This window comes from Leptolyngbya sp. Heron Island J, assembly GCF_000482245.1.
GTDB lineage: Bacteria > Cyanobacteriota > Cyanobacteriia > Phormidesmidales > Phormidesmidaceae > Leptothoe.
The window spans coordinates 20,062-46,070 of sequence record NZ_AWNH01000011.1 but is presented as its reverse complement, the minus strand read 5'-3'; the positions used below and the strand labels follow the sequence as shown (position 1 = coordinate 46,070).

22 protein-coding genes are annotated in these 26,009 nt (G+C 46.9%); 17 read left to right on the top strand and 5 right to left on the bottom strand.

The features are described 5' to 3' along the window. Window positions 1–89 precede the first annotated feature (89 nt). The 17 genes from N836_RS42220 (at window position 90) to N836_RS42140 (ending at window position 21,397) form a co-directional block, all read left to right on the top strand. Complete coding sequence (locus N836_RS42220; protein WP_023070586.1) at window positions 90–1,205, top strand: glycosyltransferase; 1,116 nt, start codon at window positions 90–92, stop codon at window positions 1,203–1,205. A 54-nt stretch (window positions 1,206–1,259) separates the two neighbouring features. Then, entirely contained in the window at window positions 1,260–3,515 is a 2,256-nt protein-coding gene (locus N836_RS42215; RefSeq protein WP_023070585.1) for a GumC family protein, read from the top strand. Window positions 3,516–3,672: 157 nt separating this feature from the next. Continuing rightward, a complete protein-coding gene (gene hepC / locus N836_RS42210; RefSeq protein ID WP_023070584.1) occupies window positions 3,673–4,605 on the top strand; it encodes a heterocyst development glycosyltransferase HepC in 933 nt (310 codons plus the stop codon). 76 nt (window positions 4,606–4,681) lie between these two features. Further along, window positions 4,682–6,145 carry an MOP flippase family protein gene (locus N836_RS42205; protein ID WP_023070583.1) on the top strand — a complete coding sequence of 488 codons (1,464 nt, stop codon included), beginning with the start codon at window positions 4,682–4,684 and terminating at the stop codon, window positions 6,143–6,145. A 23-nt stretch (window positions 6,146–6,168) separates the two neighbouring features. Further along, window positions 6,169–6,747, top strand: a complete 579-nt coding sequence (locus N836_RS77830; RefSeq protein WP_023070582.1) for an acyltransferase — start codon at window positions 6,169–6,171, stop codon at window positions 6,745–6,747. A gap of 153 nt (window positions 6,748–6,900) precedes the next feature. Beyond that, complete coding sequence (locus tag N836_RS42195; RefSeq protein WP_031291459.1) at window positions 6,901–8,070, top strand: polysaccharide pyruvyl transferase family protein; 1,170 nt, start codon at window positions 6,901–6,903, stop codon at window positions 8,068–8,070. Window positions 8,071–8,158: 88 nt separating this feature from the next. Then, the gene (locus N836_RS42190; RefSeq protein ID WP_023070580.1) at window positions 8,159–9,562 is read left to right on the top strand and encodes a glycosyltransferase; all 1,404 of its coding nucleotides are present in this window, start codon (window positions 8,159–8,161) and stop codon (window positions 9,560–9,562) included. A 51-nt stretch (window positions 9,563–9,613) separates the two neighbouring features. Continuing rightward, entirely contained in the window at window positions 9,614–10,843 is a 1,230-nt protein-coding gene (locus N836_RS42185; protein WP_023070579.1) for a glycosyltransferase family 4 protein, read from the top strand. Between the two features lie 4 nt (window positions 10,844–10,847). Next, window positions 10,848–12,107: a glycosyltransferase gene (locus tag N836_RS42180; protein WP_023070578.1), complete on the top strand. Its 1,260-nt coding sequence runs from the start codon at window positions 10,848–10,850 to the stop codon at window positions 12,105–12,107. 18 nt (window positions 12,108–12,125) lie between these two features. Beyond that, entirely contained in the window at window positions 12,126–13,151 is a 1,026-nt protein-coding gene (locus N836_RS42175; RefSeq protein WP_023070577.1) for a glycosyltransferase family 2 protein, read from the top strand. Between the two features lie 54 nt (window positions 13,152–13,205). Further along, complete coding sequence (locus tag N836_RS42170; RefSeq protein ID WP_023070576.1) at window positions 13,206–14,624, top strand: glucose-6-phosphate isomerase; 1,419 nt, start codon at window positions 13,206–13,208, stop codon at window positions 14,622–14,624. Between the two features lie 73 nt (window positions 14,625–14,697). Next, window positions 14,698–15,390, top strand: coding sequence for a hypothetical protein (locus tag N836_RS42165; protein WP_152532036.1), 693 nt, complete (start codon window positions 14,698–14,700; stop codon window positions 15,388–15,390). Window positions 15,391–15,394: 4 nt separating this feature from the next. Further along, the gene (locus N836_RS42160; protein ID WP_023070574.1) at window positions 15,395–16,687 is read left to right on the top strand and encodes a hypothetical protein; all 1,293 of its coding nucleotides are present in this window, start codon (window positions 15,395–15,397) and stop codon (window positions 16,685–16,687) included. Between the two features lie 85 nt (window positions 16,688–16,772). Beyond that, window positions 16,773–17,930 carry a glycosyltransferase gene (locus tag N836_RS42155; protein ID WP_023070573.1) on the top strand — a complete coding sequence of 386 codons (1,158 nt, stop codon included), beginning with the start codon at window positions 16,773–16,775 and terminating at the stop codon, window positions 17,928–17,930. Then, a complete protein-coding gene (locus tag N836_RS42150) occupies window positions 17,930–18,991 on the top strand; it encodes a glycosyltransferase family 4 protein (protein WP_023070572.1) in 1,062 nt (353 codons plus the stop codon). Before N836_RS42155 ends, N836_RS42150 begins: the two co-directional genes overlap by 1 nt. A 121-nt stretch (window positions 18,992–19,112) precedes the next feature. Then, window positions 19,113–20,231, top strand: a complete 1,119-nt coding sequence (locus N836_RS42145; protein WP_023070571.1) for an acyltransferase family protein — start codon at window positions 19,113–19,115, stop codon at window positions 20,229–20,231. Continuing rightward, the gene (locus N836_RS42140) at window positions 20,228–21,397 is read left to right on the top strand and encodes a glycosyltransferase family 4 protein (protein ID WP_023070570.1); all 1,170 of its coding nucleotides are present in this window, start codon (window positions 20,228–20,230) and stop codon (window positions 21,395–21,397) included. Before N836_RS42145 ends, N836_RS42140 begins: the two co-directional genes overlap by 4 nt. Here N836_RS42140 and N836_RS42135 read toward each other — a convergent pair. Genes N836_RS42135 through N836_RS42115 form a run of 5 tightly spaced genes read right to left on the bottom strand, consistent with a single transcriptional unit; the run spans window position 21,387 to window position 26,006 of the window. Continuing rightward, entirely contained in the window at window positions 21,387–22,748 is a 1,362-nt protein-coding gene (locus N836_RS42135; RefSeq protein WP_023070569.1) for an MATE family efflux transporter, read from the bottom strand. The genes N836_RS42140 and N836_RS42135 overlap by 11 nt on opposite strands. 2 nt (window positions 22,749–22,750) lie before the next feature. Further along, window positions 22,751–23,728, bottom strand: coding sequence for an aldo/keto reductase (locus N836_RS42130; RefSeq protein ID WP_023070568.1), 978 nt, complete (start codon window positions 23,726–23,728; stop codon window positions 22,751–22,753). 4 nt (window positions 23,729–23,732) lie between these two features. Continuing rightward, window positions 23,733–24,137, bottom strand: coding sequence for a carboxymuconolactone decarboxylase family protein (locus N836_RS42125; RefSeq protein WP_023070567.1), 405 nt, complete (start codon window positions 24,135–24,137; stop codon window positions 23,733–23,735). Between the two features lie 23 nt (window positions 24,138–24,160). Next, window positions 24,161–24,559, bottom strand: coding sequence for a MerR family transcriptional regulator (locus N836_RS42120; RefSeq protein WP_235071014.1), 399 nt, complete (start codon window positions 24,557–24,559; stop codon window positions 24,161–24,163). A 55-nt stretch (window positions 24,560–24,614) separates the two neighbouring features. Then, entirely contained in the window at window positions 24,615–26,006 is a 1,392-nt protein-coding gene (locus N836_RS42115; RefSeq protein WP_031291452.1) for an ATP-binding protein, read from the bottom strand. Window positions 26,007–26,009 lie beyond the last annotated feature (3 nt).

Genomic DNA, 26,009 nt, shown 5'->3' with positions numbered 1-26,009 from the left:
TTTGAATAGGGCTAATAAAAAGACCTTATTCTGTTCCCTCTAGATTGTTACTAATTTTACTTTGTTGTCCTTTCTAGAGAGCATGTGAAATGAAAATTGCTTTGGTGCATGACTACCTGACGCAGAAAGGTGGAGCGGAGCGGGTATTTGAACTGCTTTGCAGACAATTTCCAGAGGCTGATATTTATACGTCATTGTATAGCCCAAGCGATACAATTGATATTGGTGATCGGCCCGTTCATACCACTAAACTACAAGCGATTCCAGGGGCGAGCAAAAATTTTAGGCTACTGGCACCGCTATACTTCCCAGCTTTTGAAGCATTAGACTTGCAAAAATACGATCTGATTATTAGCAGCACAACTAGTTTTGCCAAGTCAGTCATCAAGAGACCTGATGCCTACCACATTTGTTTTTGTCACAATATCACCCGTTTTCTTTGGGATACGCGTACCTATATTGATCAGTACAAAAACTATAAGGCGTTGCTCCCAGTTATTGAACCAATCTTTGACAAGCTCAGACAAGTCGATTTTGTCCATGCGCAGAAACCAGATTTGTATATTTCAAACTCGACCATTGTGACTGAACGTATTGAGCAAACCTATCAACAACCGGCGATTACCGTTAATTATCCAATCGATACGAGTCAGTTTGAGTTTTCGGACCAAAAGGATGATTTTTATCTGGTTTCATCGCGTTTACTCGGGTATAAACGTGTAGACATTGTGGTAGAAGCCTTTAACTGGTTAGGGTGGCCCCTCATTGTTACTGGAGATGGACCAGAGAGAGAACGATTGGAGTTAGCTGCACTGCCAAATATCTCATTCCTTGGCCATGTTAGTGATGAACAGCGCAAGAATTTAATGTCGCGGGCAAAAGCAGTGGTGGTGGCGGCGTTAGAAGATTATGGGCTAGTGCCGATTGAGGCTAATGTCAGCGGTACTCCTGTGGTTGCCTATGGTGCTGGGGGAGTACTGGATACGCAAGTTCCTGGGAAGACGGGTGTTTTCTTTTGCCGCCAATCTCCAGAAGCCGTCCATCGCGCCCTGATTGAGGCTAACTCAACCCAGTGGAACTATCGTCAAATCCGGGAACATGTTCTGAAGAATTTTACAGAGGATGTTTTCTTTGAGAGAGTTTTTAACATTATTGGAGAGGCTTATGAGAAGCATAAGAGCTGCGCTGTACGCTCTCCCGCATAGTGGCTAAGGCCATGAGTGCGTCTAGATAAACTGATGGTGAACAAGGATACACATATGCGGACAACACAACTTTCACCGAGTGAAGAAAAATCAGAGATTGGATATGGGCAGCTGCTGAATATTCTTTTAAGACGCTTTGTCTGGTTTGGTGGCGCTATTGTGGGCACCGTGGGAATTGCGATCGCACTCACCCTCAGAGAAGATCCTGTCTATCAAAGTTCAATGCAGTTATTGGTTGAACCAAACTATCGTCAAACTGTTGATATCACCAATGGACAACAACAAGGACGCCGCTCATCGTCGTCTCAAACGGACTACGCCACTCAATTAAATTTAATGCGGAGTAAATCATTTGTTGAACAAACGGTTGAACAGCTGCAGGGTGACTACCCAGAGGTGTGTGATCCATCCGAACCTTTAGCGGACTGTGCTAATAGTTTTCAAAACGCCTTGACCCTTTCCCAGGTGAGTGAAGGGGATGCCAAAACAGGAATCTTCAAAGCAACATTTAAAGGAGAAGATCCAGAAATTGTGCAGTCATTTCTAGAAAACCTGGGGGATGTTTACTTAAGCTATAACCAGGAGCAGCAAGAACAACGACTTAAGCGGGGTCTAGCCCTGGTAAATCAACAGATAGACAGTGTACAAGAGAGTCTTGCTGTATCTCGTCAAGCCTTAAAAGATTTTCGTGAATCAGAAAACTTGATCGATCCAGAGCAGCAATCACTCACCGTTGCTGACTCGCTCAGACAAATTGAGCAGTCTAAAGTAGAGGTGGAAACTCAATATCTGGATGTGCAGGCTGAGTATACTGCCTTGCAAGAACAGCTGTCAGCCGATCCCCAATCAGCAATGATTGCCTCACGTTTAAGTCAGTCATCGCGCTATCAACAGCTCTTAAACGCCTTGCAAGAAACAGAGCTGGCCCTGGAACAGCGGCGATCGCTTTATGCCGAAGCTGATCCGGGCGTGCAAGATTTACTGAGTCAGCGACAGGGAAATGTATCCCTCTTACAGGCAGAAGTGGAACGAGTGTTAGGGGATGTGCCTGCTCAGGTCGACTTAGATGAAACCGCGTTGCTGACCGAAGGTCAACTCAGTGAAATTGAGCTGGGATTGGTCAGTAATCTTGTCCAGGCTACGGTCGATTTACAAAGCATTCGCGCCCGCAGAAGTGGCCTAGACCAAGCGGCCAATCAGTTGAGAACTGAACTTGCCAAGTATCCCAGTCTAATTGCAGAGTATGATCGGATTCAACCTGAGGCCCAAATCCAGCAACAGTCCCTAGAACAACTCTTGCAGCTACGTCAGGAGTTAAGTAACGAATTGGCCCAAGGGGGCTTTAGCTGGGATATTGTTGAACCCTCTCAGCTAGGTGAGAAAATCTCTCCTCAGCCCAAACAAAATATTATGTTAGGGGTGGTAGCCGGGGTGTTTCTCGGCGGCGCGCTCGCCTTTGGGCGAGAAGCGATAGATACGGTGGTGCGTACGTCGGATGAGTTAAAGAAACAGGTGGCATTACCGCTGCTGGGTGTGATTCCAGAAATCCCCACCCGCAAAGCCGATGCCCTGCTGTCTATGTTGGATAGTGAGCGTGTCCCTAATGACTCTCTATCGATTAGTCAAAGCCAGCCCTTCCGAGATGCTGTCGACTTGATCTATAAGACAATCCAACTCACCCACTCTCAACCCCTGTCTTCGCTCTTGGTGACATCAGCCCTGGTTGAGGAAGGAAAAACAACATTGTCTATTGGCTTGGCATTAAGTGCGGCGAGATCGCATCAACGGGTTCTATTAATTGACGCTAACTTCCGTAATCCATCCCTGCACCAATATTTAGGACTCTTAAATATTCAGGGATTATCAACGCAGCTACACCCTAATCTTTCCCAATGGAACAAAACAAAAATTTCTCCAGTTTCCTTATCTTATTCAGGCACCAGTGTAGATGTTCTATTGGCTGGAGCAGTGCCTGAAGACCCCATGAGTTTGCTCAGTTCCCGGCAAATGCGACAAGTGCTAGAAAAAGCTGAGAAGACCTATGATCTAGTCATTGTTGACGCTCCGGCTATTTCAGGTTTAGCTGATGGTCTCCAGCTGGCATCCATGTGTGATGCCTCAATTCTGGTGAGTCGTTTAGATCGAATTACCCAAACTGATTTAACCCATACTATGGCTATGCTTGATCAGGTGAATACAATTGGAATTGTCGCCAATGGACATCGAGAGAATCATCGTTCCATGAGACTCTATGAACGCAACGGTTCTTCAAAAATCTCTAAAGAACCGGCAATGCTTTGGCGTAGCTAGGGTGTGTCCCTTAAGCAAAAAAATAATTTGCATAATTGTAGCCAATTGGACACCCATTAACAGATTTATTTGTTATAAATCTATCTAAGACAAGTTTTAATCTCAGGCAACAGACTTAACTTGTATCAGGCTTTCTATTCAGAGACTCCACAGACCTATGACAGCATCCACAGTTTTGTTAAAAGCTCCCATCCTATTTCAAGTACCTTCTGCACAGCGTGAGCTTTCTCCATTCGAAAATTGCACGCTAATTTGGGAACAAGATGCATTGATCGTAAAATCCCGCTCTTCAAAAATGGAGCCTGAGATGCCCGCTCTTCAAAACAAAAAATGGTTGAGTGATTGTTTACGGCACTCCCCTGTGAAGCGGGTATATCTTGATCCCAAGTTAGCACCGTCAAAGTTTAAGGCCTGGGCAGATATCTGCAGTGCTAGCAACAAACAGGTATATCTGAGCGTACCTGCGGCTCCTGACCTTCCTCAGCTACGCCAGCCCAAACTCTGGCGAGTGAAGCGACTGGCTGACTGGATGGCTGCCTGCATATTACTCACTGTGCTCAGTCCTTTAATGGCTCTGCTAGCTCTGTGGGTGCGGTTGGACTCACGCGGACCGATTCTATTTCGACAGTGGCGAGTGGGCTATCAAGGCAGACTATTTCAGATCTGTAAATTTCGTAGTATGGAAACGGATGCCGAGTTTCAGCATCATAGGGTAATGGGAAACCAGACTGGTTTACATAAGCTTGAACAAGATCCGCGAGTCACCCGAGCAGGACGCTGGCTACGTAAATTCAGTTTGGATGAGCTACCTCAGCTGTTAAATGTACTCAGAGGAGAAATGACCTTAGTGGGGCCTAGACCCTGGGCTCTGTATGATGCAGTCCGGATTGAACCGGTATTGCGACGACGTCTAAGTGCATTACCTGGCATAACCGGCATGTGGCAGGTGACCACAAGATCCCAAGGGTGTGATTTAACCTCTGTCAATCGGATGGATTTAGACTACCTGCGACAGTGGACCTTTCGGGAAGATCTAAAACTGTTGCTGTTGACACTGCCTAAAGTGGTTACTGGATTTGGTGCATACTAAACCGCCGTGTGGTCAGCCAGTGCCGCAGGATTAGTGAGTCATAAAATTGTCCTTTTGAAGATGTGAGTGATTCTTTATGAGTTTACGGCAGCAGGCAATTCGAGGAGCAATGTGGTCCGCCATAGAAAAATGGGGTGCTCAGCTTGTCTCAACGGCAATCTTTTTATTGCTGGCTCGATTGCTTGGTGCCGAAGCGTTTGGCCTGGTGGCGCTGGCCAATGTGTTCATGTACTTTATGCAAATCTTTTTAGATCAAGGATTTGCCCAAGCCATTATCCAGAAGGATAGGCTGGAGCCGGAACATCTGGACACAGCTTTTTGGACCAGTGTATTGATGGGTGCATTGTTCCTTTTAGCTGTTTTAACTGGAGCTGGAACTGTTGCAAATTTCTATAGTGAGCCAGAGCTAGCGCCGATTATTCGATGGATGTCCATCAGCTTTCTGTTTGCGGGACTAAGTAGTGTGCAGGCTGCAATCTTGCAACGCAATATGCAGTTCAAGGTTTTTGCAGCACGTTCTTTAGTGGCAACAGCCACCTGTGGGGTAGCCGGAATTGGGGCTGCCTTGATGGGTTTGGGCGTCTGGAGCCTAGTCATTAAGGAAATAGTCTTTGGTTCAACAAGTGCCTTGATGCTGTGGAGTTCGAGCGATTGGCGACCAGGATTTAGGTTTTCTCCTCAACATTTTAGAGAACTCTTCTCGTTTGGCATCAATATCATTGGCTTTAACTTTCTAAACTTTTTGAACCGCCGTTCCGATGACTTGTTAATTGGCTACTTCTTAGGAACAGTTGCTTTAGGCTATTACAATGTGGCCTATCGATTGCTGTTAATCATGATTAAACTCCTAACAAATGTCACAGCTCAAGTTGCATTACCTACATTTTCTCGACTTCAAAAAGAACCAGAGAGAATGAGAAATGCTTTTTATCGAGTCACTCGATATACAAGCTTTATTTCGTTTCCTGCTTTTTTAGGGATGGCAGTGCTTGCTCCAGAACTTATCCAAACTTTGTTTGGTGCTGAGTGGTTACCTAGTGTGTCAGTCATGCAGATATTGGCATTAATTGGCATTCTACAATCAGTGCAGTATTTCTCTGGGACAGTACTTTTAGCGATGAATAAACCCCTGTGGAGACTTCGAGTAATCTTCATGATTACGGTGTGTAATGTTATTGGCTTTTTCATAGCTGTACGCTGGGGAATCAACGCAGTTGCCGCATCTTATGTCATCTGTGTATATGTATTTTCTCCTGTATTCTTAGTTTTGATAAAAAAACTTATCGATATAGACTTTAGAAAATATTTCTCCCAATACATAACTCCATTGCTAAGCAGTCTACTAATGATGGCATTCATCCTAGGTGCAAAGCGAATATTTTATGACTGGAATAATGCATACATAACCTTAATTACATACATGGTGATAGGAACATTCGCTTACTTGTTTGGAGTCATGCTTTTATCACCAAATTTGCTTAGTCAGACATACCGTCTCACATTATCTTCTTTGCCAAATTCATTGCAAAAGAGAAAGTAAGCATTCATATTGAGCATAGTAATATGTTTGAATTAATTAAGAGAATAAAATTCGCATTAGGGAAAGAGATTGTTAAGCTTGTATTTTGGGCTGAACCAGCTATTTTAGAAGAGAACAATCGACGTACAATTGCTCAAATCAAATATTGTGGAAAGGCAGTTAGGCTTAATGGTCGTATTGCTATAGTGCAGCCCCAAAAACTAGAAATTCATGACAATGTTCATATTGGTGACAATGCATATATTGATGCTCGTGGAGGTATTGTTATTGATGAAAATACCCATATCAGTCGTAATTTTGTAGTACACTCTGCCAATCATAGATATGAAGGAGATTACCTTCCCTATGATGAAACCTATGAATTTAAGCCAATCACCATCGAGCGAAACGTATGGATTGGAACAAATGTAGTTGTAGTTCCAGGTGTAAGCATTGGTGAAGGAGCAATCATTGGTGCGGGTGCTGTTGTCACCCAAGATGTGCCGTCGTTTGCTGTTTTTGGTAACCAACCGGGAAGAGTTATTAAGTTCAGAGATCAAACACACTACCGATGCCTTGATAATGCCAAAGCATATTCAGGTGCAAAAGGTAAGCCAATATGAATTGAAAAAGTAAAGAGTAAATTTTATGGGGAATTGCAATATTTTTATCTTAATTCAATTCTTCAAGTAAAAATATATTTTCTAGATTTTGTGAATATAGTTTGATATTCAAAGAGACTTTCGGAATTAAAAATGATGTTTACCTCAAAATCTATGCCCACACTTAAAGAGCAAAGTAAAAAGAATCATGACTTAGACCGACAGGACATACATATCTTCTATGAAGCCCGCACACAATATGGAAATTTAGGGGATCTGATTATTAATAAAACTCTCTTAGAAAGGTTAAGAGGCTATGGCCAAGTAGTAATCAATGATCATGGGGTTCCCGATTGGTATTGCCAAGAGCTAGGAATTGAATTAGATGAGCGAGCAAGTTTTTATGAAAACGGATTTAGTCGTTTGATAATCAAATCAAAGTTAAAATCGTTATTTCAGTTGAAATCCCCAAAAACATATCTGTTTTTGGGGCCAGGACATCTTTCTGATAACAGTCGATATTTAGGCTCAAGAAAATGGATATTATATTTTCTATTGCTTCGTATATTAGGAGTTCGACTTTGTCGATTAGGATTTTCTATTGGTGAATTATCAGATCATAATCAAAAAATCGTGAAATGGGTTTCACGTTTTTCATATTTCTATGGGGTTCGAGATAGTATTTCTGAAAGCCTGGCCCACCAAATGAAGATGTGCCAGATACAACATTTTCCCGATCTGGCTTGGTTGTTTCGGTCTGGCTTCCAAACAGCCATAAAGCCTTCTATGGATGGAGAATATATTGTTTTCAGTTTTAGAGAGTCTGCCCATGCTTGTGATACTTCCAATGCCTATCAAGAAAATCTTATTGTTGTATTAGATAGGGTTGTAGATTTGGTTTGTAGACAATGGTCAAAAAGACTAGTTGTGGCTTATCAAGTTGATCGTGATTCTGATTTTTGTCAGCGATTAGTACAGAGATATGTTGGGCCTTATGATGTTGAGTTTGTTGATCAAAAACTCAATGTTCAAGCTGCACTTGAATTATATTCCAATGCACTGATGGTATTTAGCAATCGATTACATGTGCTTCTATTTACCATTATGGCAGGGTCATTGCCGCTTGCTGTTATTGATAGCAACAGACAAAGTAAAGTCACCGGTATTTTCCTAGATGCTGAATTATCATCACTGGTTTTAGATATTCATAGTGATTCAGCTCAAGTTATGAAGCTTAATAGACTGGTTGATGAGATGAATCCTATTAAAGAGAAAATTGAAAGATATCGTAAAAATAGGGAGCTTTTAGGCCAGAATCTACTTGCGCAAATGATGGCTGGCTAAAACCTTAAGTGATTAAGTGGTGTTGATGTCGAAGGATTCTTCAAAACCGACTTTGATTTTGTATCCATAATCAATTGTGAGTTTAGCTATGAGCAGTAAATCCAGAACTGTGTTGTCGATATCTCAAAAAGTTCCACCAGAAACAAATCCAACCGCAATTCGCTCTAGCAAAACACTCAAATATCTGCCAAAAGATTGGCAAATTCATGTGTTGTCTGGCAATCAGGAAGCTAGCTTAGAACAAGCGCATATTCATTTTGCTCGTTCTTGGTATCCAGGCAAACTACTTAGGTTCATTCGGGGCATTAAGTTTGGTAAGCTCTTAGACTGGCTCGTTTGGCCGGATGAAGATATTTTCTGGCTGTTGCCTGCTGTTTTCAAAGGCGTCAATATCATTAAAACCTATGATATTGATCTGATTATTGTTTTTCTCAAGCCTTATTCTGCAGGCATCATCGGCATCTTGCTGAAATGGCTTACGGGTAAACCACTGGTCATTAATGTTTGTGAACCCTCAACCTGTGATGATCTCTATGGGGTTTTTCCAACTAAATTTCACTACTATCTCAGTCGTTGGCTAGAAGACATTTATGTTAGACAGTCCGATGCTATTATTTATGTCTCTCAGCTGAGTCTAGAACTAGTACGCTCTAGACAGGCTAAAGATCAATATTCTAAATTTCATCTTATCCGTGGTGGAGCCGACCCTCAAGATTTTCAAGGGATGATTAGCGGTAACACTGTCTCAGATGATTTTGAAATTGTTTTCACAGGCGGTATGACGGGCTGGGAAGAGTTTTTAGAGCTGCCGAAGCAGGGCTTTGTCAAAAGGCTACGTCATGCATGGATGAACTGGGGCCGGTATTTTAATGTCAATGTAAATCCGGCTAGTTCAAGTCCTATCTTTATCGGTCGTGCTATTAAACAGGTGATTGCTCAGCATCCTAGGTGGAGCGGCAAAATTAAACTAAAGCTCTATGGTAATCAGTTTGAGTCAGCAGCAACAGTTCTAGAAAACCAGAATCTATCTGATGTCGTGAGCGTAACTGGACCGATTCCATATTTTGATGCGCTACAGAAACTGCAAACAGCAAATTTGCTATTTATGCCGTTACCAGACCGTCTTGATGGGACTCCTGGTGATCGGATATCGCTTAAGACCTATGAGTATTTGATGACAGACAGACCCATTTTAGCGGCTGTACCTCCTGGGGAGAATCAAAACTATTTGCGTGAGAAACCGGGTGTTTATTTGGTGAACCCCTTTGATATTGAGGCCATGGCGCGGGTGATTGAGCAGCTGGCTATTAAGCATATGGCGGGTGAAACCTTGGTAGTAGATAGGGTCGAGACACAAAAAAAGATTAGTTATTCTAAGCGAGGAGATGAACTGACCACGCTAATTCTTGATGTTTTAAACCAGGCAGATGATGGCAAGTCCTTTACAGGAACGCTAATAATGGGGACGACAAAAATTTCTGGACAGAGATGAATCTTTTACCAGGCGTGGGTTAGAGAATTACTTAGGAGTATTATTGCATCGATGGAATCTAGTTCTAAGAAGCTACTCATGATTTTCCCGTCCACATTACGTGGGGGTGTGGAGCAATATAACCTCACTGTTTCCGGAGGGGCTGTAAAGCATGGATGGGATGTCCATGCTGCGTTTCCTAATGTGGATGGGACAGCTTCACTAGTTCAAGATTTTTTGGAAAGTGGAGTAACCTATCACCCACTCGCTATCGCTGAAGACAGGAACTGGCTGCCAGGCATTGCTCGACATGTGCCGCGTTTTTTTCGAACACTACGGTTGTTAATAACGCTTAAGCCTGATGTTGTGCAAATTACCTTGCCTGCTCCGGAATATTGTTTTGCGAGTATCCTTGCCTGTGGACTGTTGAAGATTCCAACGGTTGTACGATTTGGACTGGTTTTACCACTGGAGATACCGGTTAATCAGTGGCGAGTTAAGCTTTATAACTGGGTGAGAACGCGCCAGCAACGGTGGGTGGTGATTTCGCAAAACAATCGACGTCTATTGTCTAACCTGTTTCAAATTCCTGAAAGTGAGCTTACTTGTATCTATAATGGTGCCAAATCAGACGCTTCTCAGACTCTCAGCACCACTCAACAGCAAACATGTCGCCAGCAAATTCTCGACGAGCTAAAATTGCCTGATACGGCCAAGTTACTCATTACTGTTGGTCGATTGAATTTTCAGAAGGGCCATTGTGACTTAATTCCAGCGATTCCCCATATTATTCGAGATTTTCCGGATGTGCGATTCATTTGGGTTGGTGATGGCGATTTGCGGGAGACTCTAGAGAATCAACTAAATGAGTATCAAGTTACAGATAATGTTTTTCTTTTAGGCTATCGTTCAGATGTGTCCCGACTGCTGCAAGCATCTGATCTATTTGTATTTCCAACCCACTTTGAAGGGGGACAATCATTTGCGATCGCAGAGGCCATGGCCTCTGGCTTACCAATTATTACCTCAGATGCCAGTGGGATTCCGGAGGTGATTCTTCATCAGCTTCATGGCCTTGTATTTCGCACGGGGGATAGCTGCGACTTGCTGGAGTCTATGCGTTGGGCGCTGAAGCATCCTGACGACATGAGAACTATGGCACACCAGGCCTATGAGCGGGCTCAGGACTTTACTGAAGAGAAAATGATTCAAAATTATATTGAGGTGTGGCAGCATCTTTATCAAGGCTCTCGGCAAGTGCCCCAGAAAATTTTTCCGTTGTTAAATACAGATCGGGCGTAACCCTATGAGAATATTATTAATTTCCTGTCGGTTTCCCACCGATTTACAAAAGGATGTTCAGGGAACGTTTCGGCGGTTTAATTTATTTCTGGACGCCTTTAAGGCGATGGCGCAGCTTGATGTTTTGTTTTATGTGCCTGCTGATGTGGACTGTGATGCGATCGCAGCCCACCAAAAAGCCTTATCAGAACACTGGGACACCCCGATCAATCTGTTTTTGTGCCCCCAACATACAACCACCAGCACGGGATCTAAATGGCAGCAGCAGGTTGCACCTATTTTTAACTTTCGTGCCCAGGGAAACTTTGTCACCACCAGTGCTAACCAACAGACAGAGGCCTTTGCAGCCTGTCTAGAGCGGCAGCCAGACGCCATTTTCTGTCATCGTCTAGAGTCGATGACACCCATTTTAAAGATCCAGCGTCCGCTGCCTCCGGTTTTCTTTGATCTCGACGACATTGAACATATCTCCTTTGCCCGTCAGATTCGTCAGCCACCTACACGCTTAATCACCAAGCTCTACTACTTACAAATTCCAGCCCTTTGGTGGGGAGAGCGGCGGAGTGTACAAACTGCCCTGCGTACGTTTGTTTGCTCTCAACTGGATCAGAATTATCTAACACAGCAACGACTTAAGGGAGTGGTCAGCGTTCCCAATGCTGTTTCAGTGCCGGCAATGTCACCCCCCTGTGGTGAACCGACCTTGATGTTTCTGGGTGGCTATTATTATTTTCCTAATTTGAATGCGGCCAACTTTTTAATTGAGCAGGTCTGGCCTCGTATCCAAAAGGTGAGACCGGATGCCAAGCTGATGATTGCTGGCACCCATCCTGAAAATATTCGCACCTATGGGGACAAGATTCCAGGGGTGGAATTTACCGGTTTTGTAGATCACCTAGATGAGCTGTATGCCCGCACCCGCATTGTGTGCTGTCCCATCCGCTCAGGTGGGGGCACCCGCGTCAAAATCATAGAAGCTGCCGCCTATGGTAAACCCATTGTTGCGACTCCCATTGGGGCCGAAGGACTCTCTCTGCAGGATGGAGAGGATGTGTTGATTAGAAAATCGGCTGATGAGATTGCCCAAGCCTGTTTGGATTTGTTGAGTAATGAGAGCCTCTGTCAGCGATTAGGGGCAGCTGCCCACCGTAAAGCGACGCAACAATACGACCGCGCCCATGTCATTCAGCAGATTCAGACCCACGTAAGGGATGCTTTTGAGCAAGATTCAACAGTTAATGTGCATTCATTGGCCACTTCTTAATTCACCGTTTTCTTAATTATGGACATCCCTCTGGAAATATCTCTGAACTCAGATCCACCGCTGATTAGTGTGATTATTCCCACCTATAATCGCCCGGCTTATTTAAAAGAAGCGATCGCCAGTGTACTCAACCAAACCTATACCAACATTGAAGTCATTGTTTCGGATGACTGTAGTCTTGAGAGCCCTGAGTCCATTATTGAAGCATTTCAAGATCCACGACTACGGCTGCGACGCAATGCTAGAAACATTGGAGTTGGCTTAAATACCACCTATGCTTTTGTTGAATCTAATGGTAAATACGTTGCCAGCCTTAATGATGACGACAAATGGGACGAACGCTTCTTAGAAAGATTAGTATATCCCCTGGAAATAGATCCAAATTTAGTATTGGCTTTTTGTGATTACTATGTGATGGATGACCATGGTGGCGTTAACTGGGCAGCCACTCAAAAACAAACCAAAAAAGAAAAACGTCACCAGCTACAGGAAGGAATTTATCAGCCTTTTTGGAAGATCGGTCTGGTTGATCAAGCCGTGTTTACCGCCTCCGCCGCACTCATCCGGAGAGATGCAGTAACCTGGGATAAACTGTTTGAAGCCGGTGTGTTTTGGGACTATTACATTGCCTATTTAGCCTGTCGCTCCGGCAAAGGAGCTTACTATTGTCCTGAGCGATTGTCCTACTACCGCGTCCATGCTCAATCTGAAAATATGATGAGTGGCAATCGCAACATTCAAGCCAAAATCCGTAAGGGTAAAGCGGCGACATTTTGCCACAAGCGCTTTATGGAAGATGAAAATCTCCAGGCCCATCGCTCCTATTTTCAGCAGGAGCTGGCCCATGCTAACACTACCTTAGGCATTGGTTTTCTCAGGCTGGAACAACCTTTAGAAGCCCGCAACTATCTGTATCGCGCCCTCCAACTCCAGAAAATTAATTTACGTACGCTGGTGGCATTGAGCGTCAGCTACCTGCCGCAGTCCATGGCAAACTCATTAGCTCACATCCGTAATCCTGGCTTATTTGTCAGACTGCGATAACAGCTGGTACCCGCTAACCAACCGAAATTTATCTCCATCCCTGTAACCAATCGGATGCTACTAAACGAACAACAGCGAGTCTCCTATGGGGATAACCAAGGGTCATTTGCCTGGCTGAGATTTCGTCCTGCCTTAGCCTGGACCAGTATTCTCGGTCTGGTTTTAATTGTTGCCCTGGCGATTCTGGCCGGTGTCGGTAGCCTGTTGCGTTTGCTTTATCCGGCGGGAGTGACGGCTGTTGGTTTGCTGTTATATCTGCGATATCCCTTACTCTACATTGGTTTTACCTGGTGGATTTGGTTTCTGACTCCCCTGGTACGTCGTCTGATTGATCAACAGAGCGGTTGGCAAGATCCTAGCCTGGTGTTGCTAGCGCCGCCGCTGGTGACTCTAATTTCAGCAGTTACTTTGATCCGTCATTTGCCAGGAGCCCATCGGCAGGGAGGATTACCGTTTATTCTCTGCTTTAGCAGTGTTTTTTATGGCTTTTTAATTGGGCTGGTGCAAAACTCTCTGGCGGGTACCATTGTGGCCCTACTCAACTGGCTGCCGCCGTTATTGTTTGGCTTTCATTTATTTGCCCATTGGCAACAGTATCCTGTTTATCGCTACACGATTCAGCGTACATTTCTCTGGGGTGTGCTGGTGATGGGTGGGTATGGCGTGTGGCAGTATCTGGTGGCCCCAGATTGGGATCGCTTTTGGTTAACCAATGCCGTGGATACTAATGTGTTTGGCTATGCCGAACCCCTGGGGATTCGGGTGTGGAGTACGATGAATTCGCCACAGCCCTTTGCTGCGGTCATGATGGCTGGGCTGATTTTGCTTTTAAGCAATCGCGAAAGTTTAAAGTTTGCCGCTACTGGCGTTGGTTATCTCTCTTTTTTACTGTCCTTGGCCCGATCAGGCTGGCTGAGCTGGGTGGCTGGTCTCATGCTGTATATGCCTTCGCTCAAATCACACCTGCAAGTACGACTGCTAATTACCCTGATGAGTATGGCGCTGGTGGTAGTACCGCTGGCGTCAATGGAGCCCCTGGCCAGTGAGATTGCTCCCCGTTTGGAATCCCTCTCCAATACCCAGGAAGATGGTAGCTATCAGGCTCGCTTAGAGGGCTATAACGAGCTACTGGGGGAGGCCTTTACGGAAGGGATTGGTCGAGGTCTCGGGGTAGTGGTGGAAAGTGAATATTTAGGTAGCCATGATAGTGGTATTTTAACCATGCTATTTTCTTTGGGCTGGATGGGAACCATTCCTTATGCAACAGGAATGTTTTTGATCTTCTTTCAGCTGTTTCAGGGTGCCGAAGCGCGGTTTGATACCTTTGCTAGTGCGGCTCGTGCGATCGCATTTGGCATTTTTGCCCAGATTGGCCTCAATGTTTCTATGGTTGGCGTTGTGGGGATGGTGCTCTGGGGATTCCTGGGCGTCGGGTTAGCCGCATCTCGCTATTATGCCCATCGCAGTGCTTGAGCATGAATGCCAAAAAAATTGTGTTTTCCCAGCAGAGAATCCATTCAATTCTATTTTTAAATGCTTAAAACCTATGATTGCCAGAAGACTGATCAAAAACACAAAATATCGAACCGGGCACATCATGGGACGCCATGAGATTTTGTTTCAAATGCTGCCCTTTTCTGAGAAGAACCGATGGAAAAAAATATCTCCCGATAAGGACATTTGCATAGAAGGATTCCCCAGGTCAGCCAACTCCTTTTTTTCTAAAGCATTTCGACTGTATAACCCCACTGCTAAAGCGGCGCATCATATGCATGCGCCGTTGCAGGTGACCAAAGCAATAGAATACGGCATTCCCTGTGTTGTCCTGATTCGCAATCCCATCGATGCCATTGCCTCAGTTTTAGTGGTCGACCGCACCCTCTCGACACGGTTTGCAATTCAAAGTTATATTAATTTCTACGAACGAGTTTGGCCCGTTCATGCCGATGTAGTTGTTTCAGACTTTAAAGAGACCACCCAGTACCCGCACCAAGTTGTTGCCAGAGTAAACCAGCGCTACGGGACTTCATTTCAGATGGAGCCGATTACGCCTGAAGTAAAAGACACTATTTTTAGCCAGCTTAAGGAAACCCAAAAAACCCTGAAACAGCCTGAACACCTGGTGGCCATTCCCACCGCAGCTAAAGCTCGGATCAAACAAGACGTGCTTCAAGAACTCGACAAACATCCCCTCTTAACCACTGCCAATTTAATCTACCAGCGATTTTTAGCAATCTAAACCCATGAAATCTTTGTTGTCTCCTTGGATTCGGCGTCGTCAGTATTGGCTTATGCTTTTAGTCAGTACTATTGTTGCCTGTAGTACTGCGTTACCTGGCCAGTCCCAAAGCCTATCTGAAACAGCTCGTTCTGCTGATTCTTTTATTGATTCTGTGGGTGTTGTTGTCCACCTCAATCGCACTAACAGTGCCTACAATGACTTTGAGTCAATTATTAAGCCACGACTGCAACAATTGGGAGTTCGCCATATTCGAGACGGAGTTAAGTTGAACGATCAGGTGACTCAGCAAAAATTTACCGATCTCGCTACCCTGGGTATCAAATCAATGCTGGTGATGGACCCCAGGGATCAGGCCGATGCGTCAGTTGCCGTCGATATTGTCAAAGCATTACCCACCGCCATTGAAGGCGTTGAAGGGCCAAATGAGTGGGATGTCTGGGAGGATTTAAACTATAAGGGACAGCCATTTCCCGACGGGGTGAGGAGGTTTCAAGCTGAACTCTATAATGCGATTAAAACAGATCCAGTTACAGCCGGTCTGGATGTCCTGAGTCCAACGGTAGCGCTCTGGCTCAACGCCAGCAAGCTGGGTGCGGTTGCCTGTGATTATGGAGCCATGCATAGCTATCCCGGAGGCGAACCTCCTACGGCTGGTCTGGACTGGCATTGGATTCCATCTACCAGACAGATTTGTCCCGCCAAGCCGATTATTGCCACTGAGTCGGGCTGGCACAATGCAGTGGCGGCCGAATCGGGCCAGCCGGGTGTGTCCGAAGCTGCCGCTGGTAACTATGTCCCCCGTCTGTGGCTAGAATATTTTAACCGAGACATTCAGCGCGTTTACCTCAATGAGCTCATTGACAAATGGGAAACCGATGACAAAGAAGGTAATTTTGGTTTGCTGCACCGGGATGGTACCCCCAAACCGGCCTTTACTGCTGTTCAGAACCTCATTGCCTTACTTCAAGATAGTCCAGGCGGATTTTCTCCAGGCACGCTCAACTACACCATGGCTGGAGAACTGGCCGATGTTCATCACACCTTACTACAAAAAAAAGACGGACGATTTTATCTCATTCTTTGGCAGGAAGTCCCCAGTTTTGACTTAGTCAACGAGCGCGATATTGCAGTGCCTTACCAAACCGTGACAGTTTCTTTAGATACGGCGATCACATCGGCCAAGCTCTACCAGCCCCTACAGTCAACCACCGCTACTGCCCAATATAACAATCCCCGCTCGATTGTCTTAAATGTCAGCGATGCTCCCCTGATGATGGAGCTTTCTCCGGCGTAAGCGTGAGTTTGTTGAGTTGCGTTTTTTATCCAACATGTTGCGTTCTGTGCCAGTGATTTTTAAGACTGAACCTAAGGAGTAAACAATGGCGAAACCATTTATTAGTTTATTTATTCCCAATCTTGATGGCGGTGGGGCCGAGCGAGTCATGTTGCACCTGGCTGAAGGATTTGCCGCCCGTGGATTTGCCGTTGATCTGGTGGTTGCCCAGGCAGCGGGAGCTTATTTATCCAAGATTCCAGAAACTATACGACTGGTTAACCTAGATGCCAAGTCACCAGTTTTGTTATTTAAGACGCTGGCCCTCAAACAATATTTGCAGCAAGAACAGCCTGCTTTCTTACTCTCGACGCTGGATATATTTAGCTCCGCCACCTGGGCCAAGCGATTGGCAGGGGTGAACACCCGCGTGGTGATGTGTGTCCAGACGAACCTTTCCCAACAATTTCAGGATCGCCATGCCATGGTGATTCAGAAGCTGAAGTGGTCTGTAGTCAAGCGTTTTTATCCCTGGGCCGATGCCATTGTGACCGCATCGGAAGGGGTAGCTCGTGACCTAGAGCAAAATGCCAAAATTTCAATGGAACAGATGACGGTGATCTACAATCCAGTTGTGACACCTGATTTCACCCAAAAAGCTCAGGAAACCGTGGCTCATCCCTGGTTTAAGGCGGATCAACCGCCTGTTTTATTGGGGGTGGGTCGAATTGTTAAACAAAAGAGTTTTGCCACCCTGATTCGGGCTTTTGCCCTTGTGCGCCAGCGTTATCCGGCTCGGCTGATGATTTTGGGGGATGTGGATGCCCGTGAACCTAGTGTCAAACCTGAGCTGGAGGCCTTGATTGAGAAGTTTGGCTTGCAAGACGATGTTTTGTTTCTAGGGTTTGTGGAAAATCCCTATGCCTACATGGCCCAGTCCAGCGTCTTTGTGTTGTCATCTATCTATGAAGGGTTTGGCAATGTTGTCGCGGAAGCGATCGCAGCGGGTACCCCGGTGGTCTCTACTGACTGTGAAAGTGGTCCAGCGGAGATTCTCAACAAGGGCCAGTATGGTGAACTGGTGCCGGTGGGGGACCATGAGGCCATGGCCAATGCCATTTTGGCAACCCTGAATCAGCCCACGGATATTCAGGTGTTACAGGCGCGATCGCAAGCCTTCACCATTGATTGCATTGTGCGTCAGTACCTAGACGTGTTGAACGGATTACAGGCAATTCAACGTCCAACCGCCGGAGCCATATAATGCGAGTCCTACACATCCTCAATCACATTCAGAAAGTCGGGAATGGGATTGTCAATGTTGCAGTAGATTTAGCCTGTCTTCAGGCCCAGGCCGGGTATGACGTGAGCGTTATCTCTGGCGGTGGCGAATACGAGAGCCTGTTATCCCAGTATAAGGTGAAGCATTTTCGGCTCAATCAAACCCGCACCTGGGGTAACTTAGCACGGGCCGCCTCCCAATATCGTAGGATTGTCCAGCAAGTAAAGCCAGATATTGTCCATGCCCACATGATGACCGGGGCTGTGTTAGCACGGGCCCTGAAGCTATGGAGTCGCTACGGGTTAGTGGCCACCGTACACAACGAGTTCCAAGAAAGTGCCAAATTCATGGGCTTGGCGGATCGCGTCATTGCCGTCAGTCAGGCCGTTTCCCAGTCTATGCAACAGCGAGGAATTCCCACCCGCAAGTTGCGGGTTGTCACCAACGGTACCCTAAAGAGTCCCCGTGTTGGCGCACTGACAGACTGTTCACCAGCAGAGCTCCATCGTCCAGCCATTACAACCGTGGCGGGCATGAACTCCCGCAAAGGCATTGCAGAGCTAATTACGGCGTTTGAGCGAGTCGCCCGAGATTTTCCAGATGCTCATTTGTATTTAGTCGGCCATGGCCCAGAAAAAGAACAATTTCAGGCCCAGGCCAGCCAGACCCATGTAGCCGATCGCATCCATTTTGAAGGCTTTCAGTCCGATCCACGAGCCTATTTATTATCCACAGATGTGTTTGTCTTAGCCTCTTATCGAGAACCCTTTGGTCTAGCCATTTCAGAAGCGCGGGAAGTCGGCTGTGCCATTGTGGCCAGCCGGGTAGATGGCATTCCCGAAGTCCTGGAGCATGGTAAAGCCGGATTGTTGGTACCACCAGGAGATAGTCAAGCCTTAGCGACAACCATTGCCGATTTGCTCAAAAATTCTACTCAATTAAACTACTGGAAAATCCAGGCACAAAAGAATCTTGACTGGCTTAATGTGACCCGTGTTGCCACTGAAACATTGGGGGTTTATGGCGAACTAAAATCTAATTGACTGAGGTTAATCACTCTCTTCTTTGCGATCTATGCCCATCCTCTATTGTTAGTGCTAATGTCTAGCTAAACAGCATAGTTTCACGTTGGTATTTTATTGAGCTGTTAGCCCCTAAACCTGTATGACATACACCCGTAAACAGATAAAACAGCCCTTACAAAAGCTGAAACTTTTAGAAAGCTTGAGGGGGGTAGCTGCCCTACTGATCGTCGCATTTCATGCTACGGATCTATTCAGCCTCAAATTTAATCAACCCTTTTTACTCTCCTTCTTTGAGTTTGGAGATGCAGGGGTTGATTTCTTTTTTGTCCTCAGTGGATTTTTTCTGGCCTTATCAAGTTTTAAGTACATCGGGCAACAGAATAGAGCCAAGGATTTTTTATTAAAGCGCTGTGTGCGCATCTATCCATTTTATTGGGCTGTCAGTCTTTGTATTATTCCTATTTACTTTTTAATCCCCTCCTTTGGGAAAGGGTATGAAACGGATACGGGGGTCATGATCAAATCACTGTTGTTAATTCCCCAGTCCCATGCCCCCATTCTCTCAGTCGCCTGGTTTCTAAGTCATTTAGTTTTCTTCTATATAGTATTTACCGCCGTGATTGTGCGGCCTGGAGTTGGATCTAAGCTGGTATTATCTGGGCTCTCAGTCTCAGTATTTTTTATGTTGGCTGATGTCATCTCCGGATTCCAGCTGCGCGAAAATGCCCATTTTCTATTTGATTTTATATTCTCATACTATAACCTTGAATTTGCTGGAGGCTGTCTGCTGGGGGTGCTCTTTAAACGCCTGCAGTTAAAAAGAAATGTAAGCTGTTGGCTGCTGCTGACCGGTTGTTTTGGCTTTATTGTTGCTGCCCTGTTAGACGTCTATGGGCTGCAAACAAGTTCGCAAACCTCGGGTATTGCCCACTACTATGAATTTGTTACCTATGGGGTCTGTTCACTGCTAATTGTAGCAGGGGCTGCTTTTTTAGAAAAGAGTTCCAGACTGGCGATTCATCAGGGATTTGTATTGTTGGGTGCAGCCTCGTTTTCTATTTACCTGACCCACTATCCGATCTTGTCGGTCCTGACAAAAATTATCGAGACTTTAGGCATTAGCAGCCTAGGATTACGCTCATTGAGTATGCTATTGGCTTGTGTTGTGGCTGTGGCGATTGGCTGTGGCGTTCATTTTGTTGTTGAGAAGAGGATCGTTTCACTATTTAGCACTCGTCTAACCTATAAAAGAGCATGAAAATTCTGTTTCTAGACCAGAGCGGTAAGCTGGGAGGAGCTGAACTGTGTTTGGCGGATATCGCACAGCCGTTTCAGTCAACTAGCCTGGTAGGGGTGTTTACAGAAGGTACATTTCCAGAGTATTTACGCCAGGTCGATATTCCCGTTAAAGTGTTGGCAGACCAGCCCCTGCAGGTACAAAAAGACAGTGGTTTACTGGCCGGGTTAAACAATCTAAACCGGCTAATTCCCTTAGTGACTCAGGTCGCTAAACTCAGTCGGCACTATGATCTGATTTATGCCAATACCCAAAAGGCTTTGGTTGTGGGGGCGCTGGCCAGCATACTGAGCCGTCGCCCCCTGGTGTATCACCTCCACGATATTGTCTCTCCAGACCACTTTAGTCCTCTAAATCGTCGGATCATTACCACCCTGGCAAATCGGGCTGCTTTGGTGATTGCCAACTCCCAAGCCAGTCGGGATGCTTTTATTCAAGCCGGTGGCCAGGCGGAGCGAGTCCATGTTGTGTACAACGGCTTTTCTCTAAAGACCTATAGCAACTGTGCCGATGCTCGCGAGCAGCTGCGGCCTGGGCTACTGGCTGAGCCCACATCATCGACTTTTTTGGTCGGACAGTTTAGTCGGCTGTCGCCATGGAAAGGGCAGCACGTGTTGATTGAAGCACTACAATATTGTCCGGAGAATGTAATCGCTGTTTTGGTTGGGGATGCCTTATTTGGTGAGCAAGACTATGTCCAACAGCTGCATCAACAGATTCAAACCCTAAATCTAGAGCATCGCGTTAAATTTCTCGGGTTTCGCTCAGATATTCCTCAACTGATGGCGACCTGTGATTTAGTGGCCCACACATCCATCGCACCTGAACCCTTTGGTCGTGTCATTGTGGAAGCGATGTTGTGTGGCACGCCAGTGGTAGCAGCAGCAGCTGGCGGGGCCATGGAGCTGATTGACCATGGTCAGACAGGCTGGCTAACGCCCCCAGGAGATGCTAAAAAACTAGCCGAGATCATCAAGACTTGCCAGGGTGAAGCGAGCCAATCACAAAGGATGGTGCAAAAAGCACAAACCCTGGCTCAAGAACGGTTTAATTTAGATGCTACAAATTTGAAAATTGCCCAGTTACTGCAAGGAATAGCAAATAGATCAGTCACGGCTAAGATCTAACCGCCTCGGCTGAGACCGTTTTCATTTGCTGCAAACAGGTTTTTCGACTCCAGCCATAAGCTCCAAAACCGACGCAGAGATTTGCGATCGCAGCGGCCACAAAAATGCCCGTCGGCCCAGCAATGCGCCCCCCCAGATAAGCCAGAGGAATATAGCACCCGACCATATGGGTGGCCGTGATAATAATTGACGGCATAGGTTTACCCATGGCATTAAAGGCAGAACTGGTGACCTGCAGTATGCCTGCGGCCCCATAGCTGACGGGAACCAGCCACAGATATCGCGATGCGATCGCAATCACCATTGGATCGGGGTTAAAAATAGCCGCCAGGGATTGCGCCCCTAACCCCAGCAACACCGCCATCAACAACCCCCAACCAAAGCAAAAGCGATATCCCTGACTCAGTGCCTGTCGCACCCGACCGATTTGTTGCGCCCCCCAGTTCTGGCCAACAAACGGTCCCATGCTGGCAGCCAGCGCCATCACGGCAATCAAGGCTAACGACTCCACCCTGGATGCCAACCCAAATGCCGCTACCGCAGTGGCTCCGTGGCTGGCCAGAAAGCTCGTGATCACCCCAATTGAAATCGGAGTGATCATACTCGCTGCCGCTGCCGGTAACCCCACTGTCAAAATATCGCGCCAACACCAGAGGGTCTCCCGAATGTCAGGGATTTGGGTGGATAGCAGATTCTCTTTGAAGCGTAACACCAGCAAAGCCGCTACCAGTGAGACAGCTCGGGCGATCACGGTGGCCAGAGCGGCTCCCTGTAGCTCTAATCGGGGAAACCCTAAGGCCCCATTGATCAGTAGCGGATCTAACAGAATATTGGTGCCCGCTGCCACCGTCATGATGATACTGGGCGTTAGGGTATTGCCCGCGCCGCGAATGGCGCTATTACCCACCATCGGCACTACCAAAAAGACAATGCCAAAGTACCAAATCTGCATATACTCACGGATAAAAGGCAGAATATCGGGTCCTGCCCCCAGCGCCTTAAACAGCGGATCGATGGTAAACAATCCGATACTGGCAAAGAGAAACACTGCTGTTAAGGCCAGGGTAAGGCTGTTGGTGGTAAATCGTTGCACCCGACGGATATCCCCTTCGCCGATGGCGCGCGCAATCACCGAAGTCGTACCAACGCCTAACCCAAAGGCCAGATTGCCCAGGGTTAGCACCACCGGAAAGGTAAAGCTCATGGCGGCTAGTTGAGCAGTGCCCAGCTGTCCGACAAAGTAGGTATCCACTAGATTAAACGCGATCAGGGCAAATAAACCCCACACCATCGGCAGGGTTAGTTTTACCAACTGGGGACCCACTGGGCCTGCGGTCAAGTTACGCGCCATAATTATCGATTGACACTACTCATGTCAGGATACCGTTCTCCGACGGCAATACCTTGAGGTGCAACCGCTTCAATCTGTTCAATCTCAGCCGACGTTAGTTGAATGTCCACAGCCGCGGCATTTTCTTCTAGATATTGACGACGTTTGGTGCCAGGAATGGGAACAATATCGTCTCCTTTGGCTAGCAGCCATGCGATCGCCAGCTGACTTGCACTCACACCCTTCTCCTGGGCAATGGTATTGACCTGCTCCACCACTGCCAGATTCTTAGCAAAATTCTCTCCTTGAAACCGGGGTGAATAGCGACGATAGTCGTCTGCCGCGAGATCGTCAATCTGCTTAATCTTACCGGACAAAAAGCCCCGTCCTAGAGGGCTGTAGGGAACAAATCCAATACCCAGCTCCCGTACCGTGGGTAGAATTTCATCTTCTGGATCGCGGCTCCAGAGAGAATATTCGGTCTGGAGTGCCGTAATTGGATGGACTGCGTGGGCTCGGCGGAGGGTAGCCGGTGCCGCTTCAGACAGGCCTAGATAGCGGACTTTGCCCTGCTGCACCAGCTCGGCCATAGCTCCGATGGTTTCTTCAATGGGGACTGTGGGATCGACCCGGTGCAGGTAATAGAGATCGATGGTGTCGATGCCCAGTCTTTGTAGCGAGGCGTCGCAGGACTGACGCACATACTCAGGACTGCCGTTGACGCCGGCAAAGCCGCCTTCAGGGGTGCGGACGACGCCAAACTTAGTGGCAATGATTGCCTGATCCCGTCGTCCTTTGAGGGCCTTACCGATTAGCTGCTCGTTGGTATGAGGACCGTACATGTCAGCGGTATCGAGAAAGGAAATGCCCAGCTCCAGGGCGCGGTGGAGGGTTGCGATCGCTTCTGCCTCATCTCGACCGCTATAAAATTCGGACATGCCCATACAGCCTAAACCGATGGCAGACACTTCTAGCTCGGAGCCTAATTTGCGAGTTTTCATGGGTTTATTCTCCAGTCAGGTGGATATTACGTTCTGCGAATACTTGTTTAACGGCGGTCATGCCATTTAGCGCGGCGGGAAATCCGGCATAAACGGCCATTTGCATCACAACTTCAACAATTTCCTGGGCAGTACAGCCGACATTGAGAGCGGCATGGATGTGAACTTTAAGCTGGGGTTGGGCGTTACCTAATGCGGTTAGTGCAGCCAGTGTAGCGATCTCTCTAGATTTTAGGTCTAGACCGGGGCGTGTGTAGATATCGCCAAAGGGAAATTCGATCACGTAGCGGGCCAGATCGGGAGCAATGGGCTGCAAGCTGTCGATCACGTTCTCACCGGCTTTGCCGTCAATGATTTTGAGCATTTGCCAGCCCTGCTGGTAACGCTCAGAGCGGGCAGACTGAGTCATGGAATTCATGGTGTCTTCTGGATTTATTGGGGTACAACAGTCTTGGACAAGTTTTCTTCAATCTCTTTGTAATGCTGAATTTTCCAGTCAATGACAGCGAGATTTTCCTGTAGCTCCTGCAAGTGCTGAACAACATTTTGTCGATGGTCTTCTAACAGGGCTCGACGGGCTTGGACGGCGTCGGGCTGTTGGCGTAGTAGAGTGGCATATTTCTGAATCTGACGAATGGGCATGCCAGTCATGCGCAGTTTGGTGAGGAACTGTATCCAGCGAATATCTGGCGCTGAGTAACGACGATGACCATTGCTGGCCCGATGAATCGGGGCAATCAGGTCACAGCGCTCGTAGTAGCGCAGGGTGTGAGTGCTCAGACCGGTGGCTTGGGCGACTTGTTGGATAGTGAGTTCCTGTTCCATAACCATAGGTTAGGAGTTAGAGTGGACTCTAAGTCAAGGGAAAATTTTATGGTTGGGCGTGCTACTCAGAAATGGGTAGCCTCACATAAAAACGAGTTTCTCCAGGAGATGAATTGAAATAGATGTCTCCGCTGTGTTTTTTGACAATACGATAAGCCATGTCCAGACCTAACCCGGTGCCCTTACCCACTTCCTTGGTAGTGAAAAAGGGTTCAAAAATTCGCGGTTGAATCTCTAGGGGAATGCCGGGACCGTTATCGGAGATTTCTACCAGCAGGTGATTGCCTTCCCGGCTAGTCCGTAGCTCAATGGTGGGAGATGGGCAGTTAATAAGGATATCAATGGCATTATCAATCAGATAGGTCCAAACCTGGTTTAATTCACTGCCGTAGGCTTGAATCGGGGTTAGGGTGCAGTCGTAGTGACGCTGAATCGTGATGTCGGCTTGTTTGAGGCGATAGGTGAGAATAGTCAGGGTGCTTTCTAACCCGTGGTGAATGTCAATAGTTTGTAGGGGAGCCTGATCCATAAAGGAATAGTCTTTAATGGCAGCTACTAGCTCACACACTCGATCGACACTGGTGTGAATCGTGTGGAGTAATTCAAAGCTGGTCAATGAGTGGGTCAGCCACTGCAGCACAGTATCCAAAGTGTCGGAGGGGATGTGACTAGCAAGATAGTCCAGTTTTTCGGGCTTGAGCCCTGCGGAAACTAGGGCGGGAGCAAGAGTCCAGGGATTTGCGATCGCATGTTGCTCCAGCCAGGCCACCAGTTCATCTTCGCGATCGCTGCGGGTGAGCGGATCAAGGACTGTAGAACTCGTATTCTGAATCACCCCCTGGTGCAGTATAGCCAGCTGTTGTTGTTGGTTTGGTGTTCGGGCAGGAGACTGTACACCATAGGCTGTTAGTGTAGGTAAGAGCTGCCGGAGTTCTCGGGCACTTCGTAGAGCAGCTGTAGCTGGATTATTCATCTCGTGGGCCAGCCCTGCAGCCAGAGTTCCCAGGGCCGTCAGTTTTTCCTGTTGTTTATAGAGAGTTTGCACATCCTGCATCCGCTGGGCCATAGTGCTAAGCACCCCCATGGTGACAGAGGGACACTGGGACAGCAGCTGCCAAAAGTCTGCTTTGGGTAGCTCAAAAATATGACAGGGAGTAATCGCACGACCGCTGGCCCAAAAATGCTCTTCCCCAGTCAAAATAGGCAGTTCACCAAAAAAATCGAGGGTTTCATAGGTAGCCAGCACCAGTTCATGGCTTTCCATATCTTGGTAAACCCGCAGCTGACCGTTGAGCAAGACAAATACACTGTCCGCCTCATCACCGGCGTGACGAAGAATCTCTCCAGATTCTAACCAGGTTTGTTGACCTTGGGCAATGAGCCATTGAATCTGTTCAGGGGGCAGTTTCGAAAAGACTGAAACCTGCTTCAGGATTGCGTGTAGATCGGCCATAGC